The following is a 19,967-nucleotide window of genomic DNA, read 5'->3' on the forward strand; positions in this document are numbered from 1 at the left end:
ACCTCACCGCAGGACAACCGCCGCGGGTGACCCGAGCGCCAGGTGCGTGGTCACCATGTCCACCCGCGCGTTGGAGTTCGGCTCCCACTCCGGACCCGGTCCGCCGGCGTGCACTTCAAGCCGTGGGGGCTGGAGCCGTTCCTGCCGATGCCCGCGGTCGAGCTGTGTGACCGGCCGGTGACGGTCGAGCAGGTTGAGGGCCGGCCTGCCATTGCTGAGCTGCGAGACCGCCGGACCGATCGACTGGGGCCGGGACGGCCGACCGCTGCCGGCCGATTGATTTCTTGCAACAGCGACAGCTCACGACACGCTAATTTGGGGGCACCCCAAATCGAGGAGAGCCCCGTGGGCACAGTGGTCATGTACAGCTCGGTGTCGGTGGACGGCTTCGTCGCGGACGAGAACGACCAGCCCGGGCCGCTGTTCGACTGGTTGTCCAGCGGTGACGTCCCGTTGGACGAGAGCGGCGCGCTCAAGGTGTCGCAGACGTCCTACGACTACACCCGGCCGTACTGGGATCGGATCGGGGTGACCATCGTCGGCCGCCACGTCTTCGACATGACGGACGGCTGGGACGGGAAGCCTCCGGGCGGGATCGACCACGTGGTCGTCGTGACGCACCGGCCGGAGCCCGACGGCTGGGACCCCGAAGCGCCGTTTCACTTCGTCGACGGTGTCCAGGCAGCCGTGGCCAAGGCGCAGGAGCTTGCGGGTGACCGCATGGTCGAGGTCGCCGCCGGCGACGTCGGTGGCCAGGTGTTGGCCGCTGGCCTGATCGACGAGGTGCGCATGGACGTCGTACCCGTCGTGTTTGGATCCGGCAAGCGCTACTTCGGGTCGGTCCACGCGCAGCACCTGTTGGAGGAACCCGACGAGGTGATCCAGGGCAACCGGGTGCTTCACGTGCGCTATCGGGTGCGCCGTTGACCGATCTGAGCGGGTAAGCGAAGAAGTCCACTGCGAACGGTGACACGAGATCCGGCCGCCGGCCGCGTTTGCGCGTTCCCGCAGCACGCGCAGCGCCGGCAGCGCATCCCCGACCAGAACCGCCGTGGGGACGCCGAACACCGCCCCCCATCGTGGATCTGTAGTGCCGCAGCCGGTCCCGGTCCACCACATCGACGCAGAGTGGATCGTCTTGCCCCGCCTCAGCACTCGGCCGGGCCTCGCCCGGCACTTCGGGAACACTGCACAAGACGCTGGAGCAGCAAAGCCATCGACTCGGAGCAGAACCAGGACGGCGGCAGTGAGTTAGGCCAGTACTACAACGACGAACGCGTGATCGACGACGACCCGTTCTGGGTAACGGTCACCTAGCTGAACGAGGGGACGCATGAACAAACCGGTGAGGACAACAACCGCTGACCTGCATATGAGTCACGGTCACTTCGTCATCAGGGACGTGAGTGCGGACTTGCCCGCGCCACGCCTTGCCCGTGCCAACGGTTTCGTGGGGACGGATCTCGTCAACGGCGCGGTTGTCCTCACCGGTATTCATACGGGTTCGGTCACCGTGACCCTGCAACTGCTCGACACCGCACCCGACTCGGTCGGCCTCGACGACTGGGACGAAGTCGCCGAAGTCTCGGTCGAGTCGGAGTACGGAGAACTCATCGTGCACGGCATCATGGAAGGTCCGCCGGATTTGCCTGAGCTGGCCCACGCGGGACCCGGCACCTACCGGATACGTGTGCACGCCCGCGGCCGCGACATCGCCCCCGATCGCAACGTCCAGGAACCCGTCGAGAACTACCTGCTTTCCGTGTGGCCGGCACCGGAAGCACCCGACATCGTGTACAAACAGTCGGACGAGCGCGGACTGGAATACCGGGCAGCACGGAAGCGGCGACCCTGACGGGGGCCCGGCAGGCGTGACGCAGTGTCGTTGGCTGGGCCGGCCAAACCGGCCGCCCATTAGGACGGGTACCGGTGCGCCCCGCCGTGCCGGGGGTGCAGCCGGGGTCGGGCAGCGGCAGATACAACCGACCTCAAATCCGACGACATCCAGCCTTGACTTGCCAGTACACAACGAGTCGGGCTTTCGACCCGTGCCCCTGCGCGGGTCACTCCTCACTCGATCCGAGTAACGACTTTCTGTAATCAGCCGGTTTGAATCGGTCATGGCTCATCGACCCAGATGATCACCGCAACCAGCTGGTCGTCGACGGGTGTGAGCCTGAGCCGGTCGTGCCGGCCGTCGGCCATGAACTCGCGTTCGGCGGTCGGCCACCGATGCAGCGTCGCGCTCCACGCCACTACCCGGTCCGGGTCCGCGGCGAGCTCGGCGACCGACTGGGGCGCGCCGAGGTCACTGAGATTGGTGGGCATGGTCATGATTGTCTGTGCTGGTCAGAGAAACCGTGGTGAAGCAGGGGAAGGACGCGAAATCTTCTGGAGGTGCGCGGCCAGGTGGATACACAAGCCACGGACGTCGGCCAGCGCGATCAGCCGGCTCGGCATCAGCTGATACCCCATGGCGTTGTCGCCGCCGCACGGGCCGGCGATGTGGGTGAAGTCGTCATCATCGACCGAGGGCACAGCCTGGGGCTGGGCAGATGCTCGCCGAAGTGGAGCGCGCCGTGCGCGCCGGAGTCTTCATCACCTCACTCAGCGCGGCCGCGAACCCGGCGACGTCTCCCGAGGCCAGCCCCAGCCCTCGGCCGGGCCACGCACGCATCGCGCATCACGCCGGACACCACCGTCGCAGGACAGCGCCAGCGTGAAGATCGCCGCATCCACGGTCATCGCAGCTGTCCACGACTGCATCTCCCTGGTCCGTGCGACCTGCGGGACGGGACTGGCGAACGACTCCATCGACGCACACTGGTGGATCGCCACCGCAGCGCAAGCCCACGATCGGCGCGACGTTTCACCTGCCGGCCGAGCTGACGTCGGTAGCGCGAGCGGTGCTGGTCGTCGAAAGTCCTCGGCCGGACGGCACACGGACCTCTGCCGCCGAATGGGGCACCGTCAAGCACCGAGCCAAGGCCACGCGGCGAAAACTCGCGGACGATCGAGCAGTCGGACGGCCCCCGTCCTCCCCGGCTCCCCGTCCGACTGCTCGCAGCCATTCTCTGGAAGACACCCGACCACAGACAGGGGAGAAGGTCCTCACCCGCAATCCCGTGTCCGGGTAAATCATTCTCGATGCATGCAGCGCGCGGTCGGCAACGACCGAGACGACCTCATCCCGAACTGATGTCCGCCTCGTATCGCTGCGATGGGCTTCCGCCCCTCAAACGATTTGCGCGCGTCCGCCGAGTCTGCGCCATCCCCGCCGTGCGGGTGCGACGTCACCTCCTTGGGATGAGGACAGCGCGGGCCATCCGCCCGACAGTCGAGGGGTGGTGCGCGCGTCCACGGCGGCGCGCACTACTCCCCTGCCGTGAAGCAGCCAGGAGGCCTGTGATGACCGATGACGTCGAGGCGATGGGGCCGATCAGTTTTCTGATCGTCGAGTTCCCGGGCAGCAAGATAACCGGACACGGCTTGCCGATCTTCGTGGACCTGGTCGACCAGCGTTTGATCCGAATCCTTGATCTCCTGTTCGTCACCCGGGACACCGATGGGTCAGTGCGCGCGGTCGAGTTGCAGGACTTGGATCTTGACGGCCGGCTCGACGTGGCGATCTTCGAAGGTGCGTCCTCGGGCCTGCTCGACGAGGGCGACCTGGCCGATGCCGCGTCCGCGATCGAACCCGGATCGTCCGCGGCGATCGTGCTGTTCGAGAACCGGTGGGCACGTTCGTTCACCCAGGCCCTGCGCCGTGGCGGGGCCGAGGTGGTGGCGGCCGGTTACGTCCCGCTCGATGCCGTCGCGGCATCGCTGGATGCCGCCGAAGCAGCCGACGTCTGACCCGCCGGAGAAAGGATCAGGACCATGCCGGGACTCCTCCGAGGTATCGCCCGAACCGCCGCGATCGCGGGGACGGCGACCGCCGTGTCGAATCGAGTTTCGCGCCGCCAGGGCCGGCGCTGGGCCAGGCAAGAGGACGAACAGGACGCCCAGCAACAACAGCAGGACCCGCCGCCACCACAACCGGCGGCAGCGGCACCCGCTCGCGACGCCGTCACCCAGCTCAAGGAGCTTGCCGAACTCAAGGCACAGGGGGTCCTCACCGACGCCGAGTTCGCGTCGGAGAAGGCCAAGATCCTCGCGTCATGACAGCACATCGGGATCGGACAAGTGCAACGCAGCCGCTGCACTCCTCTCGACGTGAGGGAGGTCTCGACACCACCACTACTACGATTGGTCGGTTCGCCTTCCACGTGATCGCCGCGACGGACGAGTTTCTCGCCGACCTGATCCCCGAAGTCACCCTGGAAGCCTCGCTCGCCGTCCGGTCGCTGGTGACGACGCCGTGAAAGCCGAGTAAGTCCCGCTCGGTGCGAGCCGTCGCCTTCCACCACAACGATCTCCTCGCCGCTTTCGGCGAGAACTGGCGCGACCTCTCCATGGTCAGCAACCGGGACGATCCTCCTTGCCCGGCCGTACCTGGAAACTTGCCTGTGTTGCCTTCGAAATTCGCGGACTCCATGGTTCACTTTATGGGATGTCGATCAGCGAGCTCATGTTAAGACCACTGTCAGTGAAGCGCCGACTTGAGGGTGAGGCACGATGAGCGGCACTCGACTCTGATTGACCATGAGAACACCCTTCCAAGGCACGTCATCCCAGGTCCGGAAACTCGATTTGAGCCGTGCGACCGTCTGCCTGCTCGAGGGGTTTCACGAGAGGCCGCTGCCGCAACCAACTCGAAGACGCAGCGCCTTGCGGTATCCGTACGGCGACCTTGTATTGGACCTTATGGTTCATATGATTCCTCTGTGACGCCCGATCACCGCCGGAGGCCGGCCTCGCGCCGAAAGGCGCCCCGGCGGTCACGCACCGACACCGAGAGTGCGCCGTCGCAGGCCCTCACCTTGCGCAGGTCCTCCCTGCTCGGCGAGGCGCCGCTCTACAGACCCTGATCCTCCCGAAGAGACGGCTGCGCTCGATCGCGCAACCGTCCAGACCACCGACAGAAGGGCGTGATCCGCCGTGACGGCAGCCGCATCCGACACCCCGGCCCTCCCGATGACGCGACCGGCCGGATGCCCGTACGACCCGCCCGCCCAGTACGGCGCCCTGCGCACCGCCGACCCGACGTCGCAGGTCCGCTGCCCGGCGGGGATGGACGCCTGGTTGGTCACCCGCTACGCCGACGTCCGCGCGGTGCTCGCCGACCCCACGATGAGCTCGCGTGGCGCGGCTTCGGTGCACGTCACCCGGCGCGCCGGCCTCGACGAACCGGTCAGGCCGGGCTCGATCATCCAGCTCGACGGTGAACCGCACTCGCGGCTGCGCAAGATGGTGCTCGCGCAGTTCACCGTCCGGCGGGTGGAAGCGCTGCGCACCTACATCCAGGACCTCGTCGAGAGCCATCTCGACGCGATGCTCGCCCGGCCGGGCGAGGCGGACCTGGTGCGGGACTTCGCGTTGCCGATCCCGTCGCTGGTGATCTGCCAGTTGCTGGGCGTCCCGTACGCCGATCGCGAGCGGTTCCAGCAGCAGAGCTCATTGCTGGTCAGCACCGACGCCACGCGCGAGCAGGGGCAGCAGGCCTATGACGAGCTGGCCGGGTTCCTGGCGGGGTTGTTCGCGGACAAGCAGCAGAATCCCCAGGACGACCTGTTCAGCCGGATGATCGCGCGAGGCGCCGCCACGGGTGATCCGCTCAGCCTCGAGGAACTGGTGATGCTCGGGCTCAGCCTCCTGGTGGCCGGCCACGAGACGACCGCCAACATGATCGCGCTGAGCACCCTGGTGCTGCTGGAACACTCGGAGCAGCGCGACGCTGTGCTGGCCGCGCCCGCACGCGCGGTCGAGGAACTGCTGCGGTACCTGTCGGTGGTGCAGTTCGGCGTGCTGCGCCACGCCACCGAGGACGTGCAGGTGGGCGACCGCGCCGTCAAGGCAGGAGAATGGCTGGTGGCCGCGCTGAACTCCGCGAACCGGGACGAGGAGCTGTTTCCGGCGGCGGACGAGCTGGACTTCCACCGCGAGTCGCCGCGCGCGCACGTGGCGTTCGGCTACGGCGCGCACCAATGCATCGGCCAGCAGCTGGCGCGCGTCGAACTGCAGGAGGCGCTGACGCGCCTGTTCCGCCGGGTCCCCGACCTGCGCCTGGCCGTGCCGCGGGAGTCGCTGGGCTTCAAACACAACACCCTGGTCTACGGCGTTCGCGAGCTGCCGATCGCGTGGGGCTAGGCCAGTTGCGCGCGAGGGTTCGGACGTTCCGCCGCACGACGTCCTCGGCGTCGGTGCTGCCGGGCCGTCCGGTCTCCGTTCAGACACTCATGTAACGACAATCGCAAGCCTCGATGAGGGGATCACACCCATGCCGCGGCCGGATGAACGTCACCACGATCTGCAGTCAACAGCGGAAAGGTGGACAGGTCCGTTTTCTCCGGAGTGCCACGCGGCCGTGCGCCTCGGCCCGCCGGGCACTGTGCCCACGGCAGTCACCGCCGATCCTCCGGGATGCCCGGCCAACGACGCACCAGAGCCGAAAACGGAAATCACGCATCGAAGTGACCTCGGACCGCAGCTACTCCCGCGGACGCCGGTCAGGAAATCATCACAAATCGCAGGCAGAAGCGGTTCCGTCGCAAACATGGCGGGGAGCGCATCGAGATTCGCGACGACGCCGCAGCCTCGGTTCCTGTAAAACAGGCGTCCACAACATGAACCACCACTCTTCGACGCGATCATCACGTTCCCGTTGGTTCGACGGGGACCCTTTGTCTGCGGTCAGGTTCGGGCGGGGGTGATGCCGTCGATCGCGACGGGCAGGTGGCGGGGGCCGCGCAGGACCGGGTTGGTCCGGTACGGCGGTGGGTCGGCGAGCAGGCGGGGGTTGGCCAGCCGGCGGGCCAGTTCGGCGAGCGCGATCTGGGTTTCCAGCCGGGCGAGGGGTGCGCCGAAGCAGTAGTGGATGCCGCCGCCGAAGCCGAGGTGCTGGTTGGTGTCGCGGGCCAGGCCGAACCGGTCGGGGTTGAAGCGATCGGGATCGAATCGGTCGGGGTCGCGGACGTGCTCGGGGTCGCGGCTGCCCGAGGCGAGGACCAGCACGACCCGGGAGCCCTTCGGAATGGTGGTGCCGGCGATCTCGATGTCGTCGAGGGCCACCCGCCAGGGGATGAAGTGCACGGGCGGCTCGTAGCGCAGCAGTTCCTCGACCAGGTGGATGACCAGCTCGGGTTCGTGGCGCAGCCGTTCGAGCACGTCGGGGTGGCGCAGCAGGGTGAGGGTGCCGTTCGTGATCAGGTTGACGGTGGTCTCGTGCCCGGCGATCAGCAGCAGGAACGAGGTGGCGAGCAGCTGCCCGTCGGTCAGGCGCCCCTCGGGGCCGTCGTCGGTGGCCAGCGCGGAGAGCAGGTCGGCACCGGGAGATCGGCGGTGGCCGTCGACGAGCCCGGCGAAATACTGGACCATCTCCTGCGCGGCCGCCGCACGCTTGCGCTGCACCTCGGCGGGGTCGCCGACCCCCGGGTCGAGCGCCGCGACGATTGCCTCGACCCACGTGTGGAAGCGGGGTTCGTCCTCGCGCGGCACACCGAGCAGCTCACAGATCACCGTGACCGGGAAGGGGTAGGCGACTTGGTCGACGATGTCGACCTCGGTGGAGCCGGCGAGGCCGTCGATGAGCCCGGTGACGATCCGGCGCAGGTCGGGCACCATGCCGTCGACCCGGTCGGGGGTGTGGGGTGGGCCGAAGTGGCGGGTCACGATGCGCCGCAGCCGGTCGTGTTCGGGCGGGTCGAGGCGGATGAACGACGGAGGCAGGCCCGGGGGGTCCTCGGACGCGGCGGCCGCTTCGGGCAGGTTGTGCAGGTCGGAGCTGATCCGCGGATCGTGCAGCAGCGCCACGATCTCGGCGTAGGTGGAGACGATGTAGCTGCCGTCGTCCTGGCGGGCCACCGGGGTCTTGCGCAGTTCGGCGTACAGCGGATAGGGATCGGCTCGGTTCGCATAGTCGAGGACCTGCGAGAAGACGCTCGGCGGCGCGGTCGTGACCATGACGGCGGCCTCCTTCATGCGGTTCGTGGGGCTGATCGGGCAGTCGCGGTGACGGGTCAGGGCGACCGGAGAGCCGCGCGCCGCTCGGCCGGGTCGTGGCCCGTGAGTACGACGGTGGCGCTCTGGGTGGGGATCGGCTGGGTGGGGAATTCGGCGGGCACCACAGCCTGTTCGGCGGGCTGGTCGACGGTGTGCCAGGCGGGCGGGAAGGGCGCGGAGCGTTCGATCTGCCGTTGGTAGAACCCCAGCCACTTGCTCTGGTTGAAGGTGACCGCGGCAACCAGGCGGCCACGCAGGCCGTAGGCGGCGACGAACCGGCGGTCGGTCGCCGAGCCCTGCGTGATGACGACCTGGTCTGCGACGCTCGGCACGCCGACCGACTTGATCTCGGTGCCGAACTGGGTGGACCAGAAGATCGGCACGTCCAAGTGCGGCCAGCGGTGCGTCTCGTCGCTGAGCATGTTGTGGGCGGCGACCTCGGCCTGGGTGACCGCGTTGCCCCAGTGCTCGAGCGCCAGCAGCTGGTAGCCGAACAGTGGCTGCGGGGCACGCGCGATGTCGCCGGCGGCGAAGACGTCGTCGGTCACCAGGCCGTTCGCGTCGAACGCGCGGCAGCCGGCGTCGCACGCCACGCCCCACCGGCCGGCCGCCAGCCCGGAGCCTTCCAGCCACTCGACGTTGCGGATCCCGCCGAGCGCGGCCACCGCCACCTCGACCTCGAGGGTGCTGCCGTCGGACAGCCGGGCTCGCCGCAGCCGCCCGTTCTCCCCTTCCAGCGCGGTGACCCTGACTGCGCACCGCAGATCGACACCGGCGTCGCGCTGCATGTCGGCCGCGATCGCGCCGATCGGTCCGCCCAGCGCGGCCACCAGGGGTGCCGGGCCGGCCTCGGCCACGGTGACCGGCAGGTCGAGCTCGCGGCACACCGAGGCGACCTCCGAGCCGGTGAACCCGGCGCCGATGACCAGCACCCGGCCCGGTCGCCCGGCCAACTGCCGCTGCAGCCGCTCGGCATCCTCGCGGGTGCGCAGCACGAACACCCCGTCCAGCGCAGCCTCGGCCGGGACCAGCCACGGCCGGGCCCGCACCCCGGTCGCGATCAGCAGCCGGTCGAAGCCGACGGATGTGCCGTCGGCCAGCCGCACCTGCTTGCCGGCCAGGTCCAGCCCGGTGGCCGCGACGCCCAGCCGCCAGTGGGCGTCGATGGCCCGGCGGCGCGGCAGCCCGGTGTGCCCTGCCGGCACCCCACCCTGCTGCACCTGCTTGCTCAGCGGGGGGCGGTCGTAGGGGTCGTGAGGTTCATCGCCGATCACGGTCAGCGACCCGGTGAACCCCTCGTAGCGCAGCGCACCGGCAGCCCGCGTCCCGGCCAGTGAGGCCCCGACGATCACGATCCGCCCGGTGCGCAGGAACTCCTCGTTCATGCCGTCGCGGCGCGCCGCGGCCGCGCGGCCGCCGTTCTCGGCCGGCCCCCGGTCGAGGACGATGGCCTGTACCGGACACGCGGCCGTCGCCCGCAGCACCCGCTCCCGTTGCTCGTCGCTGGGATCGGGGTCGTAGAGCAGTGCCTCTCCATCCCCGTGCATGGTGAAGACGCTCGGGGCCAGGAACGCACATTGCGCGTATCCCTGGCATCGGGTCAGGTCCACTACGAGCCGCATCTCGACGTTCTCCCGTCAAGCGAGTGCATCGGGCGGTCAGCGGCGGCACTTCCTGAAGCCGCCGCTGAGGACGGCTTTCCAGCCTCCGCACGCCACCCCGGCGCAGGCCATGGTGCAACACCCTCCGCACCACAACCATCACCCGCGAAAGATGAGCCCCGGCACCAGGCCAAAAACGTCGGACCACCATTGAACGGCGATCCGCCGAGGACGGCACTGAAATCACAGTCTCTTTTGTATGAATAAAGGAAAATGGTGCGATTATTCAATTCACCGGCCTGAAGATTCACCGCCGACCGCAACCGCTTTCAGTTTCCCGCGTCGACCGATACCAGCCCGACTTCGCCGGTCGTGTAAATCCGTTATGGCACCGCGCGTGTCGCGGTGACGGGTTGCATGCGTGGACGGTTTCGGGAGGGCGCGCAGGACCGACCGTAGATCTCGACGAGAAGAACGACGCCCTGTTCCAGAAGACGCTGGGCCTCAACGACTTCTCCCTCGCCGACGCCGACTACCCGATGGCAACCTGCAGATGGTGGGCAAGTCTTCCGCACCGATGTACCGCGGCGAGAACCCATCGAGACGGCGCTGGCACCGAGCATCGGCGCGGTCAACCCGGCACTGATACGGCCAACGCACTGCGGCCTTCTGCAGCGACTCGGCTGACCCCGATCAGCGTGGCGTCCAGGGCGCCCGCCAGCCGCCGAAGCCGGCCGGGACCTCGTCGGCCGCGGCCGGGCCCCAGCTGCCGGGCCGGTAGGAATGCACCGGCGGCGGCGCGTCGAGCAGCGGCTGCATGACCCGCCAGGTCTCCTCGACACTGTCCTGCCGGGAAAACCGCGTGCTGTTCCCCATCATCGCCGCGTGCAGCAAGACCTCATACGGCGTCGGACCCTCGCCACCCTCCTCGGCGAACTCCATGTCGAGCTCGATCGGCGCGATCCGGGCCACGTCGGCACGACGCGCGTCGACCTGGATCCGGACGCCGGTCGACGGATCGAGCTTCAGCACAAGCTGATTCGGCTGCGCCGCATGGCCGGCCAGCCCGAAACCCAGCTTGGGCGGACGCTTGAACACCAGCCGCAGCTCGGTCTGCGTCACCGGAAGCCGCTTGCCCGTCCGGATGAAAAACGGCACACCGGCCCAGCGCCAGTTCTCGATGTCGAGCCGCAGCGCCGCGTACGTCTCGGTGGTCGAATCGCGCGCAACGCCGTCGATATCGAGATAGCCGTCGTACTGGCCGCGCACGTAGTGAGCCGGATCGGCCTCTTCCACTGCCCGGAACAAGCCGACCTGCGACTCCTTGATCGTCACGGGGTCACCCCGTGACGGTGGCTCCATCGCGGCCGCCGCGACCACCTGCATCAGGTGGTTGACGACAACGTCGCGCAGCGCGCCGACCGGATCGTAGAAATGACCGCGGTCCTCGACGCCGAAGCTCTCCGCCATCGTGATCTGCACGCACTCGAGGTAATTGCGGCTCCACAACGGTTCGAGGATGGCATTCGCGAAGCGCAGGTGAAGAATTTCCTCCAGCCCCATCTTCCCCAGGTAGTGGTCGATCCGGAACAGCTGCGATTCGTCGATGTACTCGTGCAGCTCGTCGGCCAGGTCACGCGCGGACTGGCGGTCGTGCCCGAACGGCTTCTCGACGACGAACCGGGCGCCGGCGGCCAAACCGGCCTCCGACAGGCCCTTGACCACCCGTCCGAACAGGAACGGCGGGATCTCCAGGTAGAACGCAGGAGTCCTCGCACCCTTCACCGCGTCGCTCACCCGCTCGTAAATGGCGGGGTCGTTGAAATCCCCGCTGACGTAGGACAGCTTGGCGGCGAACCGGTCGAACACCGCCTTGTCGAGGTCGCCGGTCGCTTCGATCGACGACCGGGCCCGTTCGACGAGCCGATCGAGGGTCCAGTCGTCGGCCGCCACCCCGACGACGGGACACGTGAGCAGGCCGCGGGCTTCGAGCCGGTAAAGCGACCGGAAGGTCATCACCTTCGCCAGATCGCCGGTGATCCCGAAAACCACCAGTACATCCGCCGGCCTCGGCTGAGCTGTTGATGTCATCTCTGCCTCCACTTCGATCACGACCGCGCGGAACGCCCATTTCATGTCGTCCGCTCCGAATCTCCGGCCACAAGAGGCGGATCGCCCTCGAGCTGTCTGAGCACGCCCTGCGCCGAACCTGGTTGCGCTGGGTCGCGACGTCAAGTCCCACGCCGGGTGTACAACAGCACATGAACCAGCGCCGCGAACGGCAAGCCAGAGCGCCGAGAGACAACCCATCGCGGCCTCGGGTCGTGTTCCGGATCATCGTCACCGTTTTCGCGAAGGTCGGGCATCATCCATGGAGGATGAGCCGCACTGGTAAGCCAGTTGCCGCTCGACGCCGCGTTCTTGATTTCGGGAAGCATCCAGCGTGCCGACAGCGACCACCTCGACGCCCAACGTCCGGTGCCGCAACCGCTTTCCCGAGCCATGCACCGAATGTCAGCAGATCGCATGATGTGCGCGAGATTCTCGACACCCGCGCCTGGCGACCCGGCCGGTCCGCGCGGTGGGGCGCCCTCGGTCGTCACCAGGACGAAGTTCCGCGCCCACGCCCATCTTCATCCGGCTTGGGGTCCTGCCGATGAACCGGCGCGCCTTCCGTTCGGCCCGCTGGGCGCACATTCCGTCCAACGTCTTTTCGGGGTCACCCGGGGCAGGCGATGCCACGGAAACCGACCGTGAGCACCGTGAGACAGGGGTGCTGTGCCCGCGTGGTGGTCCGGTCGCGGCATCGACCCGGCGAAGGCCAACGATGAGGGGCACAGCATGGCGGACACGGCAGCGCCACCGCCGGCCGGCGGCTCTGCGGCCGCACCGGCCCAAACCGGTGCCGCGGCGCAGCTGCGTTCGCGCGCGTACGTGCGCCTCCTCGTGCTCGCGGCACTGATCGGTGTCCCGATTTCGGCGGCGGCGTACTTCTTCCTGCAATTCGTCGGTGCCGTGCAAGAGTGGCTGTACGCGGACTTGCCGCGCGCGTGGGGATTCGCGGGGCCGCCGTTGTGGTGGCCGGTGCCGTGGCTCGCGCTCTGCGGGGTGCTCGTCGCGCTCGCCGTCCGCTACCTGCCGGGCGCGGGCGGGCACGCACCGATCGGAGGGATCGAATCGGGGCAGCAGCCCACGCCGGTGGATTTGCCCGGGGTGCTCCTCGCCGCGCTGGCCACACTGGGGCTGGGCGCCGTCCTCGGGCCGGAGGCGCCGCTGATCGCGCTGGGAGCCGGGCTCGGCGTGGGCGCGACCCGGTTGGTCCGGCCGCACGCGCCGCAGCAGGAGGTGGCCGTCGTGGCGGCGACGGGGAGTTTCGCGGCGATCAGCGCGTTGCTCGGGTCGCCGATCATCGGGGCATTCCTGCTGATGGAGGCCTCGGGGCTGGGCGGCGCGACGATGGGGCTGGTGCTGCTGCCGGGCTTGCTGGCCGCGGGCGTCGGGACACTGCTGTTCATCGGCCTGGACTCGCTGACCGGGCTCGGACCCGCGTCGCTCGCACTGCCGCAGCTGCCGCCGTTCCCGCACCCCGACGTCGCGCAATTCGGCTGGGCGCTCGTCATCGGCGTCGCCGCGGCGCTGCTGGGCACCGGCGTACGCCGGCTCGCACTGCTGCTGAAGCCGCACATCGACCGGAACATCATGCTCATGGCACCGGTCGCAGGCCTGGCCGTCGCCGGACTCGCGATCGCGTACACCGCCACCGGCGGGGCGCTGTCGGACGTGCTGTTCTCAGGTGAGTCCTCGCTGCCCGCCCTCCTGGAGAACAGCGCGGACTACACCGTGCCAGGACTGGTGCTGCTGCTCGCGTGCAAGTCACTCGCATACGGCGTGTCGCTGTCCGCGTTCCGTGGTGGCCCGGTCTTCCCGTCGATGTTCCTCGGCGCGGCCGGCGGCATCGCACTGTCGCACCTGCCGGGGCTGCCGCTCGTCGCCGGGGTGGCGATGGGCATGGGCGCGATGTGCGTGGTGCTGCTGCGGTTGCCACTGACGTCCGTCCTGCTCGCCACCCTGCTGCTCTCCTCCGACGGCCTCGCCGTGATGCCACTGGTGATCGTCGCGGTCGTCGTGGCACACGTGCTGGCCGCGTGGCTCGCCCCACGACCGTCACCCGAGCCGGAAGACCCGGCAGCCGAATAGCCCGGACTTTCACCCACCTGCGAAACCAGGAGCCGACGGCGGCGGGCCGACGGACGCCTGCGACCAGGCGCACTCGTCAGGTCGAAGCGGCGAGTTCACCGATGGGCACCGCGATATCCGCGTCGAGCGGGCAGGTCCACAGTGCACGGCCGTCGGCGAGGGCGGCGACCATCGGGTGAGCGTGTGTCCGTTCGGGACAGCGCGGCCAGTCGACGCTGTGTCCGGCGGGCCTGAGGTTTTCGAGGATCAGGTCCTGTGCGAAGTCGGCCAGGGCGCGCAGCCGCTCGGCCGGAGGCGCGGCCTGGTCGAGGGCGAGGACACCGATCTCCTCGCCCTCGACGCGCAAAGTGGCGAGCAACCGCGGGTCCCCGGCCATGCGGTGGGGATCCCCGGCTTCGCCCCGCAGACCGGCGGCGAGCAGGTCGTGCCGAACGGGCCGGAATTCCTCGACGACGTACTCGGTCTCGTCACCGGTCTGCATTTTCGGGTTACCTCAGATGCTGTAAGTGCAGTTCAGGTAAGCGTAGCCACCTTCGGTGGGGTGCGCCGCGGAGTGCCAGGTGAACAGGAACGAGACGGTCGCGCCTTTCGGCATGGTGTAGGTGCCGCCGCCGACGACCTGGAACTTGCGTGGCAGCGGTCCGTGGAACTGGTAGTTCCACGGCTCGGTGTGCGGCGCGTATACGTTGGCCTGGTGGTTGTTCGCGTAGATCTGGGCCGACATCACCACCACGCCGAACCGGGAGTTCGGCGAGGTCAGCTTGACAACCCACGGAATTCCGGACGTCGCCGACGACTGCACGGTGATGTTCGCTGTGCCGTTGGACGGGAAAGTGCCGTGGCAGGCCGGGTATGCCGCGGACGGTCGGGCCGCGGGCTCCGGGCGAGCCCCGGACGTGTCCTGCAGCGCCTGCACCAGCTGCCGGCCCTCCGGGCTGTCGAGGGCGCCGCCACCGGCGGGCGCGCCCGCGTCGGCCAGGCTGTGGAGCACGTCCACGACGTCGGTCCCAGCCGGCGCGGCCACGGCCGGAACAGTGGTCAGCACGAGACCGCAGGCCACGGCGACGCCCGTGGCCACGGCGCGAAAAGCACGCATGGATGATCCCCCTTTATTTGGTTGTTCCCCAGTCCCCAGGTAGTTGATCATAGCCGCGAAGACCATCGCGACAGCGTCAAGAAATCTTTACGCGCCTTCGATCCCCTGCCGAAAATGTGAATCCTGGTCGGAAATACGTCGGCTCGCGCCCGTAACCTGCTGGTGCGCGGAATAGTCGCTCACCCCCATCGATTCGGGCGCCGGGGCTCGTGGTCGCCATCCGCGGCGGCCAATTCCCCGGGGAGCACGATCGACTGCGCACCCGTTAGCGCCGTGCATCCGGTGGTGTGCCCGCGACCCCGGGCACACCACCGCAGTTCAGGCCTTGGTGGGCCGGCGCTGGTCGAGCAGGGTCAGGCGCTCGCTGACGCGCCAGAGCTTCCCGACCGCTTCGGGCTCGACCGCGGCCGACGCGGCCTTGGCGGGGAGGCGCCCGTCGTAGAAGCAGCCGTTGAGGACCTTGGCGTCGGGGTCGGCGAGGCGGGCGACGACCTCGGCACCGTCACTCACCGGGCGGCCGCGGTAGCTGTAGTGCCGGAGCATGCCGGTCGCGATGATGCCGGGGTGCACGCTCACGGCCTCCCCGATCCGGGGCGCCAGCTCGGTGAGCGCGGCGGTGAACATCGTGAGCGCGAGCTTCGACTGTGCGTAGGCGGCTCCGCGGTTGTAGCGCCGCTTCCAGCTCGGGTCGGTCCAGTTGATCCGGCCGCCGCGATGCAGCGACGAGCTCACATTGACCACGCGGCCGACGGGCGACCCGGCGAGCCGGTCTTCGAGCAGCCGGGTCAGCAGGTACGGAGCGAGGTAGTTGACTTGGAAGGTCTGCTCGTGGCCGTCCTTCGTGACGACTCGGTGATGGGCGCCGCCGATGCCGGCGTTGTTGACCAGAACGTCAAGGCGCGGGTAGGCGTCGGCGACCGCGGTGGCGAGGTCGGCTACCTGGCGGAGGTCGGCGAAGTCGGCGACCGCGGGGTCAAGCCGACGCGGGTCGACGCCGGAGTTCACGAGCCGTTGGCAGGCCGTCGATCCCTCTTCTTCGTTGCGTGCGTGCACGACGACGGTGGCGTCCCCGGCGGCGAGCCAGCCGCGCGGTTTCGTAGCCGATGCCGTCGGTGCTTCCGGTGACCAGGATGACGCGGTTTTCGGGCATGGTCCATCCACAATGGATTCGGGGCGCGGGGCGCCGTTGGATGTGGTTCGTCAGCCGGCCATCACCTCGGGCACGGACGCCGAGCGTCAGGCCGGCGACGGATCAGGTGGCCGGTCGTCGTGGCGCACCTCAGCCACGTGCGCGCGAACGCCATTTCTGCCCATGAAGTGGAGCGAATCCCACCGAACGGCCCCAGGCAAGAAAGAACCAGGCGAACTTACGGCTTTCCAGCAGCACCGGACGCCCGCGCGGCACGGATGTGCCGTCACCGCGCCAGGCGTAAGAGGCACGCGAAGAACCACGGCGGAGCCGTCAACGAGCTGTGCCGGTCTCACTCCCGGACCGTCCACAAGGGTCATGGTCGCAGGATCGGATCACAGACGGGAGCGCCATGCCAGCAGACCCCGACCCCCGGATCACGAGCCGGATTCCCGGACAGCGCGCCGGAAGCGTCCTCATCAGTCACAACAGCCACGACGGCTCCATCTGCGTGCTGGTCGCGCCCGACGGCGCCGTCGTCGACCTGCGCATCACCGAGTCGGCTGCGCACCGCCCGCCCGGGCAGCTCGCCCTGGACATCCTCGGCTGCATCCACGCGGCCCAGGACGCGTTCCGCGGGATCGCGCCTTCCGACACCTGACCGCGCGCCTCGCCACCGGAGACACCCGCACCGTCCGGCCGGAAGTTCCGGTGCCTCACTCACGGCGGCCCGGCTTGCGCCCGCCCCGGTTCCGCCGGCCGGTGTCCAGCCACCGCTGCGCACCGCGGAGAACAAGCGCGATCAGCAGAAAACCACCGATGAGCATCACCGAGTATTCAAGGCCGTTCACGGCTCACCCTCTCCCGTGCCGCCCGGGCAGCGCAGCCTGCAGTGTGTCGCGCGGTGCGCCGCCGGCAGCCGGCGACCACGCTTCCTTGACGCTGCGTGGCCCGAAGTTGACAGTCCGCTGAGCCGGCGCGCCACGCGGGGTCCGCTCCGGCCCTCGGCCACGGGTGTTCTGCCGTAAGGTTTCCCCCGGGCGCGCCGGGAAGTCTGGTCGGCAACGAACACGGACGAGAGGCCGATCATGCGCGGGGTCGAAACAGTGCTGTTCCTCGTCGTGATCGCGACGGTCGTGGCGACCTTCGCGGTCCGGCTCCGCGTGCCCGCGCCCTCGTTGCTCGTCGTCGCGGGCGTGGTGGTCGGCCTGCTGCCCGGAGTCCCTGCGATCACGGTGACTCCCGATGTGATCAGCCTGATCGTGCTCCCGCCCCTGCTCTTCGCCGCCGGGGAAGAGCTGCCCTGGCGCGATCTGCGCGCCGTGGGCCGCCCGGTCGCGACGCTCGCCGTCGGCTTGGTGCTGCTCTCGGCGGCGGCCGTGGTCGGCGTGGCGGTGGCGGTGACGCCGATGCCGGTCGGCATGGCGTTCGTGCTCGGCGCGATCCTTGCCAGCACCGACCCGGTCGCCGTCACCGCCCTGGCGCGGCGGCTCGCGCTGCCGCCGCGGGTGCAGGCGCTCATCCAGGCCGAGAGTCTCTTCAACGACGCGACCAGCCTGCTGCTGTTCCGCGTCGCGTTGTTCATGGTCGTCGCCGGGGGCTCCGTGTCCTGGGGCCGCACCGCGGGCGAGTTCGCCCTCCTCGCCGGGGGTGGCCTGATCGTCGGCGTGCTCATCGCGGCCGGCGCGTTCGTCATCCGGCGGCGCACCGAGGAACCGGTGCTCGAAGCCGTCGTCTCCCTCGTCACGCCGTATGCGGCGTACGTGCTCGCCGAGTCCGTCGGCGGGTCGGGGGTGACCGCGGTCGTCGTGGCGAGCGTGCTGCTCGGCACCCAAGCCGAACGCCTGACCACGGCGCGGATCCGGATTCAGGTCGGCGCCGTCTACGAGACCGTCGTGTTCCTGCTCGAAAGCGTGGTCTTCGCCCTGATCGGGCTGCAGCTGCCCGCTCTTGTTCGGCGCGTCGCCGGGAGCAGCCCGTGGTGGCTGCTGCAAGCGCTCGCGCTCGCCGTCACCCTCGTGCTCGTGCGCCTGGTCCTGGTGTTCGTGCTCTCGGCACTGCGCCAGCGCCGCAACGGACAGCCGGTTTCGTGGCAGGTGCCCGCGGTCGTGTCGTGGGCCGGCGCCCGGGGCGTGGTCCCGCTCGCCGCCGCTCTGTCACTCCCGGTCGTGGCACTCGACGGTTCCCTGCTGCCGGCCCGCGACCTGGTGCTCCTCCTGACCTCCGCGGTCATCGTGATCACCCTCGTCGTGCAGGGCTTCACCCTCGCCCCGCTCGTCCGCCGGTCCGGCATCGCCCTCGACCCGGCCGACATCCGGCAGGAACAGAACCGCGCGCGGCTCCGCCTGGCCGAAGCCGGGTTGAGCCACCTCGAGCACCTCGCCGAAACCGAGTCCGCGCCGGCCTTCGTGCTCGACCAGCTCCGCAGCAGCTGGCGAGCCCGCATCGACCGCATCCGCCTCGACGAGGACACCGAACCCACCGACACCACCCGCTACGACCTTTACCGCACGCTGCGACGGGAAACGCTCGACATCGAAGCGGCCGAACTCACGCGGCTGTTCGACCTCGGCACGATCACCGACACCACCCGCCGCCGCATCCAGCGCCTGCTCGACCTCGAACACGCCGGCCTGGGCGACGACGAACAGCCGTGACCCCCGGCGACGAGCCGACCCGCGTGCCGGGCGCGGGCTCAGCAGCAGTGTTCGCCGCGCCAGGCTTCGCGGCCCTCCTTGACCGCGACCGCGGCGATGACGAGGGCGACGACGGGGTCGGCCCAGGACCGGCCGAACAGCGAGTTGAGCAGCAGCCCGACCAGCAGGACGCCGGACAGGTAGGTGCACAGCAGGGTCTGCTCGGAGTCGGCGACGGCGCTGGCGGACCCGCGTTCGCGGCCAGCGCGGCGCCGGGCGTAGAACAGGAACGTCATCACCAGCAGCGACACCGCCGCCAGCACGATGCCCACCGTGGAGTGCTCCGCCGGCTCCGCACCGAACAGGCCACGGATCGACTCGACGCTCACGTAGGCGGCCAGCGCGAAGAACGACAGCGCGATCACCTTCAAGGCGGCGCGATCGCGGGCGTCCGGATCGCCTCCGGACATGTGACTCGCTTCAAGAGGACGGCGCCGGAACGCGTTGTGCGGTCCCGCCAACCTGCGCATCCGGCGATCATCTCGGTCGAGGACTTCACCGCGGTCCAGCTGTCCCGTCGCTCTCGGGCCGCCAACGGGCTCGAAACGCGGCGCAAGCCCGAACGCGGCCCGAAAACCACGAACTGGACGCACGCATTTCGCGGGCGAGTTCGGTGCGCGCACTGCCTGCGCAAGATGGAAGGAACACCGCGGAACAGTCGGGGACCAGCGCGACACCACCGTGGAAGCAATGCTGGAAGTGGCCGGCGACGTCAACATGAACCCAGAGCGCGCGACTGACCCCCAGCGCCGTCTCACCCAGGCCAAGACACGGCTGACGCAGGCCATCGAAGCGGGCACAGATCCGATGACGCCGATCGACCCGCTCAACCGAGCAAAAGAAGAACACGACGCCGCACAAGAGGAGCCGGCGCGGACTCCCACAGGCGCGTCACTGACACGCGGCGATGTCGAGCCGCTGGTCGACTCCCTCCGCGATGGCGGTCGGCAAGTACTCAACGCCAGCCCCGCTCGGCTGCAAGAGCTGTCCCGAGGAGATCGGCCTGGAACTGGCCTATAACGCAAAAGAGCGGATCGTCGATGTGACCATCCGCCCACCCCGTAGGGCTAAAGCGCATTCGAGGACCGAGTTGGCCCGTAACCCCACACTGAGTTTCGCCACTGACCTGAAGCTTTCGTGACACCGTC

At 69.1% G+C, this 19,967-nt stretch carries 19 protein-coding genes and 2 pseudogenes; 10 read left to right on the top strand and 11 right to left on the bottom strand.

The window, feature by feature from the left end:
- Positions 1-43: 43 nt before the first annotated feature.
- From ACFY1H_RS47365 to ACFY1H_RS47375, 3 genes and pseudogenes are all read left to right on the top strand, one after another.
- Positions 44-252, top strand: a pseudogene (locus ACFY1H_RS47365) (AraC family transcriptional regulator); the annotation flags it as partial.
- A gap of 93 nt (positions 253-345) precedes the next feature.
- Positions 346-927 carry a dihydrofolate reductase family protein gene (locus ACFY1H_RS47370; RefSeq protein ID WP_386956541.1) on the top strand — a complete coding sequence of 194 codons (582 nt, stop codon included), beginning with the start codon at positions 346-348 and terminating at the stop codon, positions 925-927.
- A gap of 406 nt (positions 928-1,333) precedes the next feature.
- Positions 1,334-1,855 (top strand): hypothetical protein, encoded by a 522-nt coding sequence (locus ACFY1H_RS47375; RefSeq protein ID WP_386956517.1) that lies wholly within the window; start codon positions 1,334-1,336, stop codon positions 1,853-1,855.
- Between the two features lie 263 nt (positions 1,856-2,118).
- Here ACFY1H_RS47375 and ACFY1H_RS47380 read toward each other — a convergent pair whose 3' ends face one another.
- The 3 genes from ACFY1H_RS47380 to ACFY1H_RS47390 form a co-directional block, all read right to left on the bottom strand.
- On the bottom strand, positions 2,119-2,328 hold the full coding sequence (locus ACFY1H_RS47380; RefSeq protein WP_366589621.1) for a hypothetical protein: 210 nt from the start codon (positions 2,326-2,328) through the stop codon (positions 2,119-2,121).
- Positions 2,329-2,349: 21 nt separating this feature from the next.
- Positions 2,350-2,538, bottom strand: a complete 189-nt coding sequence (locus tag ACFY1H_RS47385) for a hypothetical protein (protein ID WP_366589623.1) — start codon at positions 2,536-2,538, stop codon at positions 2,350-2,352.
- A gap of 69 nt (positions 2,539-2,607) precedes the next feature.
- The gene (locus ACFY1H_RS47390) at positions 2,608-2,745 is read right to left on the bottom strand and encodes a hypothetical protein (RefSeq protein ID WP_366589625.1); all 138 of its coding nucleotides are present in this window, start codon (positions 2,743-2,745) and stop codon (positions 2,608-2,610) included.
- A 663-nt stretch (positions 2,746-3,408) separates the two neighbouring features.
- On the opposite strand from ACFY1H_RS47390, the gene ACFY1H_RS47395 reads away from it, so the two are divergent.
- The 3 genes from ACFY1H_RS47395 (at position 3,409) to ACFY1H_RS47405 (ending at position 6,249) form a co-directional block, all read left to right on the top strand.
- On the top strand, positions 3,409-3,855 hold the full coding sequence (locus ACFY1H_RS47395; protein ID WP_366589629.1) for a DUF6325 family protein: 447 nt from the start codon (positions 3,409-3,411) through the stop codon (positions 3,853-3,855).
- A 24-nt stretch (positions 3,856-3,879) separates the two neighbouring features.
- Positions 3,880-4,164: an SHOCT domain-containing protein gene (locus tag ACFY1H_RS47400; protein WP_386956518.1), complete on the top strand. Its 285-nt coding sequence runs from the start codon at positions 3,880-3,882 to the stop codon at positions 4,162-4,164.
- Positions 4,165-5,040: 876 nt separating this feature from the next.
- A complete protein-coding gene (locus tag ACFY1H_RS47405; RefSeq protein WP_386956519.1) occupies positions 5,041-6,249 on the top strand; it encodes a cytochrome P450 in 1,209 nt (402 codons plus the stop codon).
- A 543-nt stretch (positions 6,250-6,792) separates the two neighbouring features.
- On the opposite strand, the gene ACFY1H_RS47410 is transcribed toward ACFY1H_RS47405, so the two are convergent.
- The 3 genes from ACFY1H_RS47410 to zwf form a co-directional block, all read right to left on the bottom strand.
- Positions 6,793-8,061, bottom strand: coding sequence for a cytochrome P450 (locus tag ACFY1H_RS47410; RefSeq protein WP_386956520.1), 1,269 nt, complete (start codon positions 8,059-8,061; stop codon positions 6,793-6,795).
- Positions 8,062-8,117: 56 nt separating this feature from the next.
- Positions 8,118-9,722, bottom strand: coding sequence for an FAD-dependent oxidoreductase (locus tag ACFY1H_RS47415; RefSeq protein ID WP_386956521.1), 1,605 nt, complete (start codon positions 9,720-9,722; stop codon positions 8,118-8,120).
- A gap of 672 nt (positions 9,723-10,394) precedes the next feature.
- On the bottom strand, positions 10,395-12,011 hold the full coding sequence (gene zwf / locus ACFY1H_RS47420; RefSeq protein ID WP_386956522.1) for a glucose-6-phosphate dehydrogenase: 1,617 nt from the start codon (positions 12,009-12,011) through the stop codon (positions 10,395-10,397).
- A 531-nt stretch (positions 12,012-12,542) separates the two neighbouring features.
- On the opposite strand from zwf, the gene ACFY1H_RS47425 reads away from it, so the two are divergent.
- Positions 12,543-13,898: a chloride channel protein gene (locus tag ACFY1H_RS47425; RefSeq protein WP_386956523.1), complete on the top strand. Its 1,356-nt coding sequence runs from the start codon at positions 12,543-12,545 to the stop codon at positions 13,896-13,898.
- Between the two features lie 76 nt (positions 13,899-13,974).
- Here ACFY1H_RS47425 and ACFY1H_RS47430 read toward each other — a convergent pair whose 3' ends face one another.
- From ACFY1H_RS47430 to ACFY1H_RS47440, 3 genes are all read right to left on the bottom strand, one after another.
- Positions 13,975-14,379, bottom strand: a complete 405-nt coding sequence (locus ACFY1H_RS47430) for a hypothetical protein (protein WP_386956524.1) — start codon at positions 14,377-14,379, stop codon at positions 13,975-13,977.
- 12 nt (positions 14,380-14,391) lie between these two features.
- Positions 14,392-14,994, bottom strand: coding sequence for a hypothetical protein (locus ACFY1H_RS47435; protein ID WP_386956525.1), 603 nt, complete (start codon positions 14,992-14,994; stop codon positions 14,392-14,394).
- A 318-nt stretch (positions 14,995-15,312) separates the two neighbouring features.
- Positions 15,313-16,047, bottom strand: a complete 735-nt coding sequence (locus ACFY1H_RS47440; protein WP_386956526.1) for an SDR family NAD(P)-dependent oxidoreductase — start codon at positions 16,045-16,047, stop codon at positions 15,313-15,315.
- Between the two features lie 488 nt (positions 16,048-16,535).
- Between ACFY1H_RS47440 and ACFY1H_RS47445 the strand changes: the two genes are divergently transcribed.
- Positions 16,536-16,784, top strand: coding sequence for a hypothetical protein (locus ACFY1H_RS47445; RefSeq protein ID WP_366589352.1), 249 nt, complete (start codon positions 16,536-16,538; stop codon positions 16,782-16,784).
- 55 nt (positions 16,785-16,839) lie between these two features.
- Here the strand turns inward: ACFY1H_RS47445 and ACFY1H_RS47450 are convergent, their stop codons facing one another.
- On the bottom strand, positions 16,840-16,974 hold the full coding sequence (locus ACFY1H_RS47450) for a hypothetical protein (protein ID WP_386956527.1): 135 nt from the start codon (positions 16,972-16,974) through the stop codon (positions 16,840-16,842).
- Between the two features lie 237 nt (positions 16,975-17,211).
- Between ACFY1H_RS47450 and ACFY1H_RS47455 the strand changes: the two genes are divergently transcribed.
- Positions 17,212-18,780, top strand: coding sequence for a Na+/H+ antiporter (locus ACFY1H_RS47455; protein ID WP_366589355.1), 1,569 nt, complete (start codon positions 17,212-17,214; stop codon positions 18,778-18,780).
- 38 nt (positions 18,781-18,818) lie between these two features.
- On the opposite strand, the pseudogene ACFY1H_RS47460 reads toward ACFY1H_RS47455, so the two are convergent.
- A pseudogene (locus ACFY1H_RS47460) lies at positions 18,819-19,238 on the bottom strand (cation transporter); the annotation flags it as partial.
- A 271-nt stretch (positions 19,239-19,509) separates the two neighbouring features.
- Here ACFY1H_RS47460 and ACFY1H_RS47465 point away from each other — a divergent pair.
- On the top strand, positions 19,510-19,839 hold the full coding sequence (locus ACFY1H_RS47465) for a hypothetical protein (RefSeq protein ID WP_366589357.1): 330 nt from the start codon (positions 19,510-19,512) through the stop codon (positions 19,837-19,839).
- The last annotated feature ends 128 nt before the right edge of the window (positions 19,840-19,967 follow it).

Source organism: Amycolatopsis sp. NPDC001319, from assembly GCF_042896185.1.
Taxonomy (GTDB): Bacteria; Actinomycetota; Actinomycetes; order Mycobacteriales; family Pseudonocardiaceae; genus Amycolatopsis.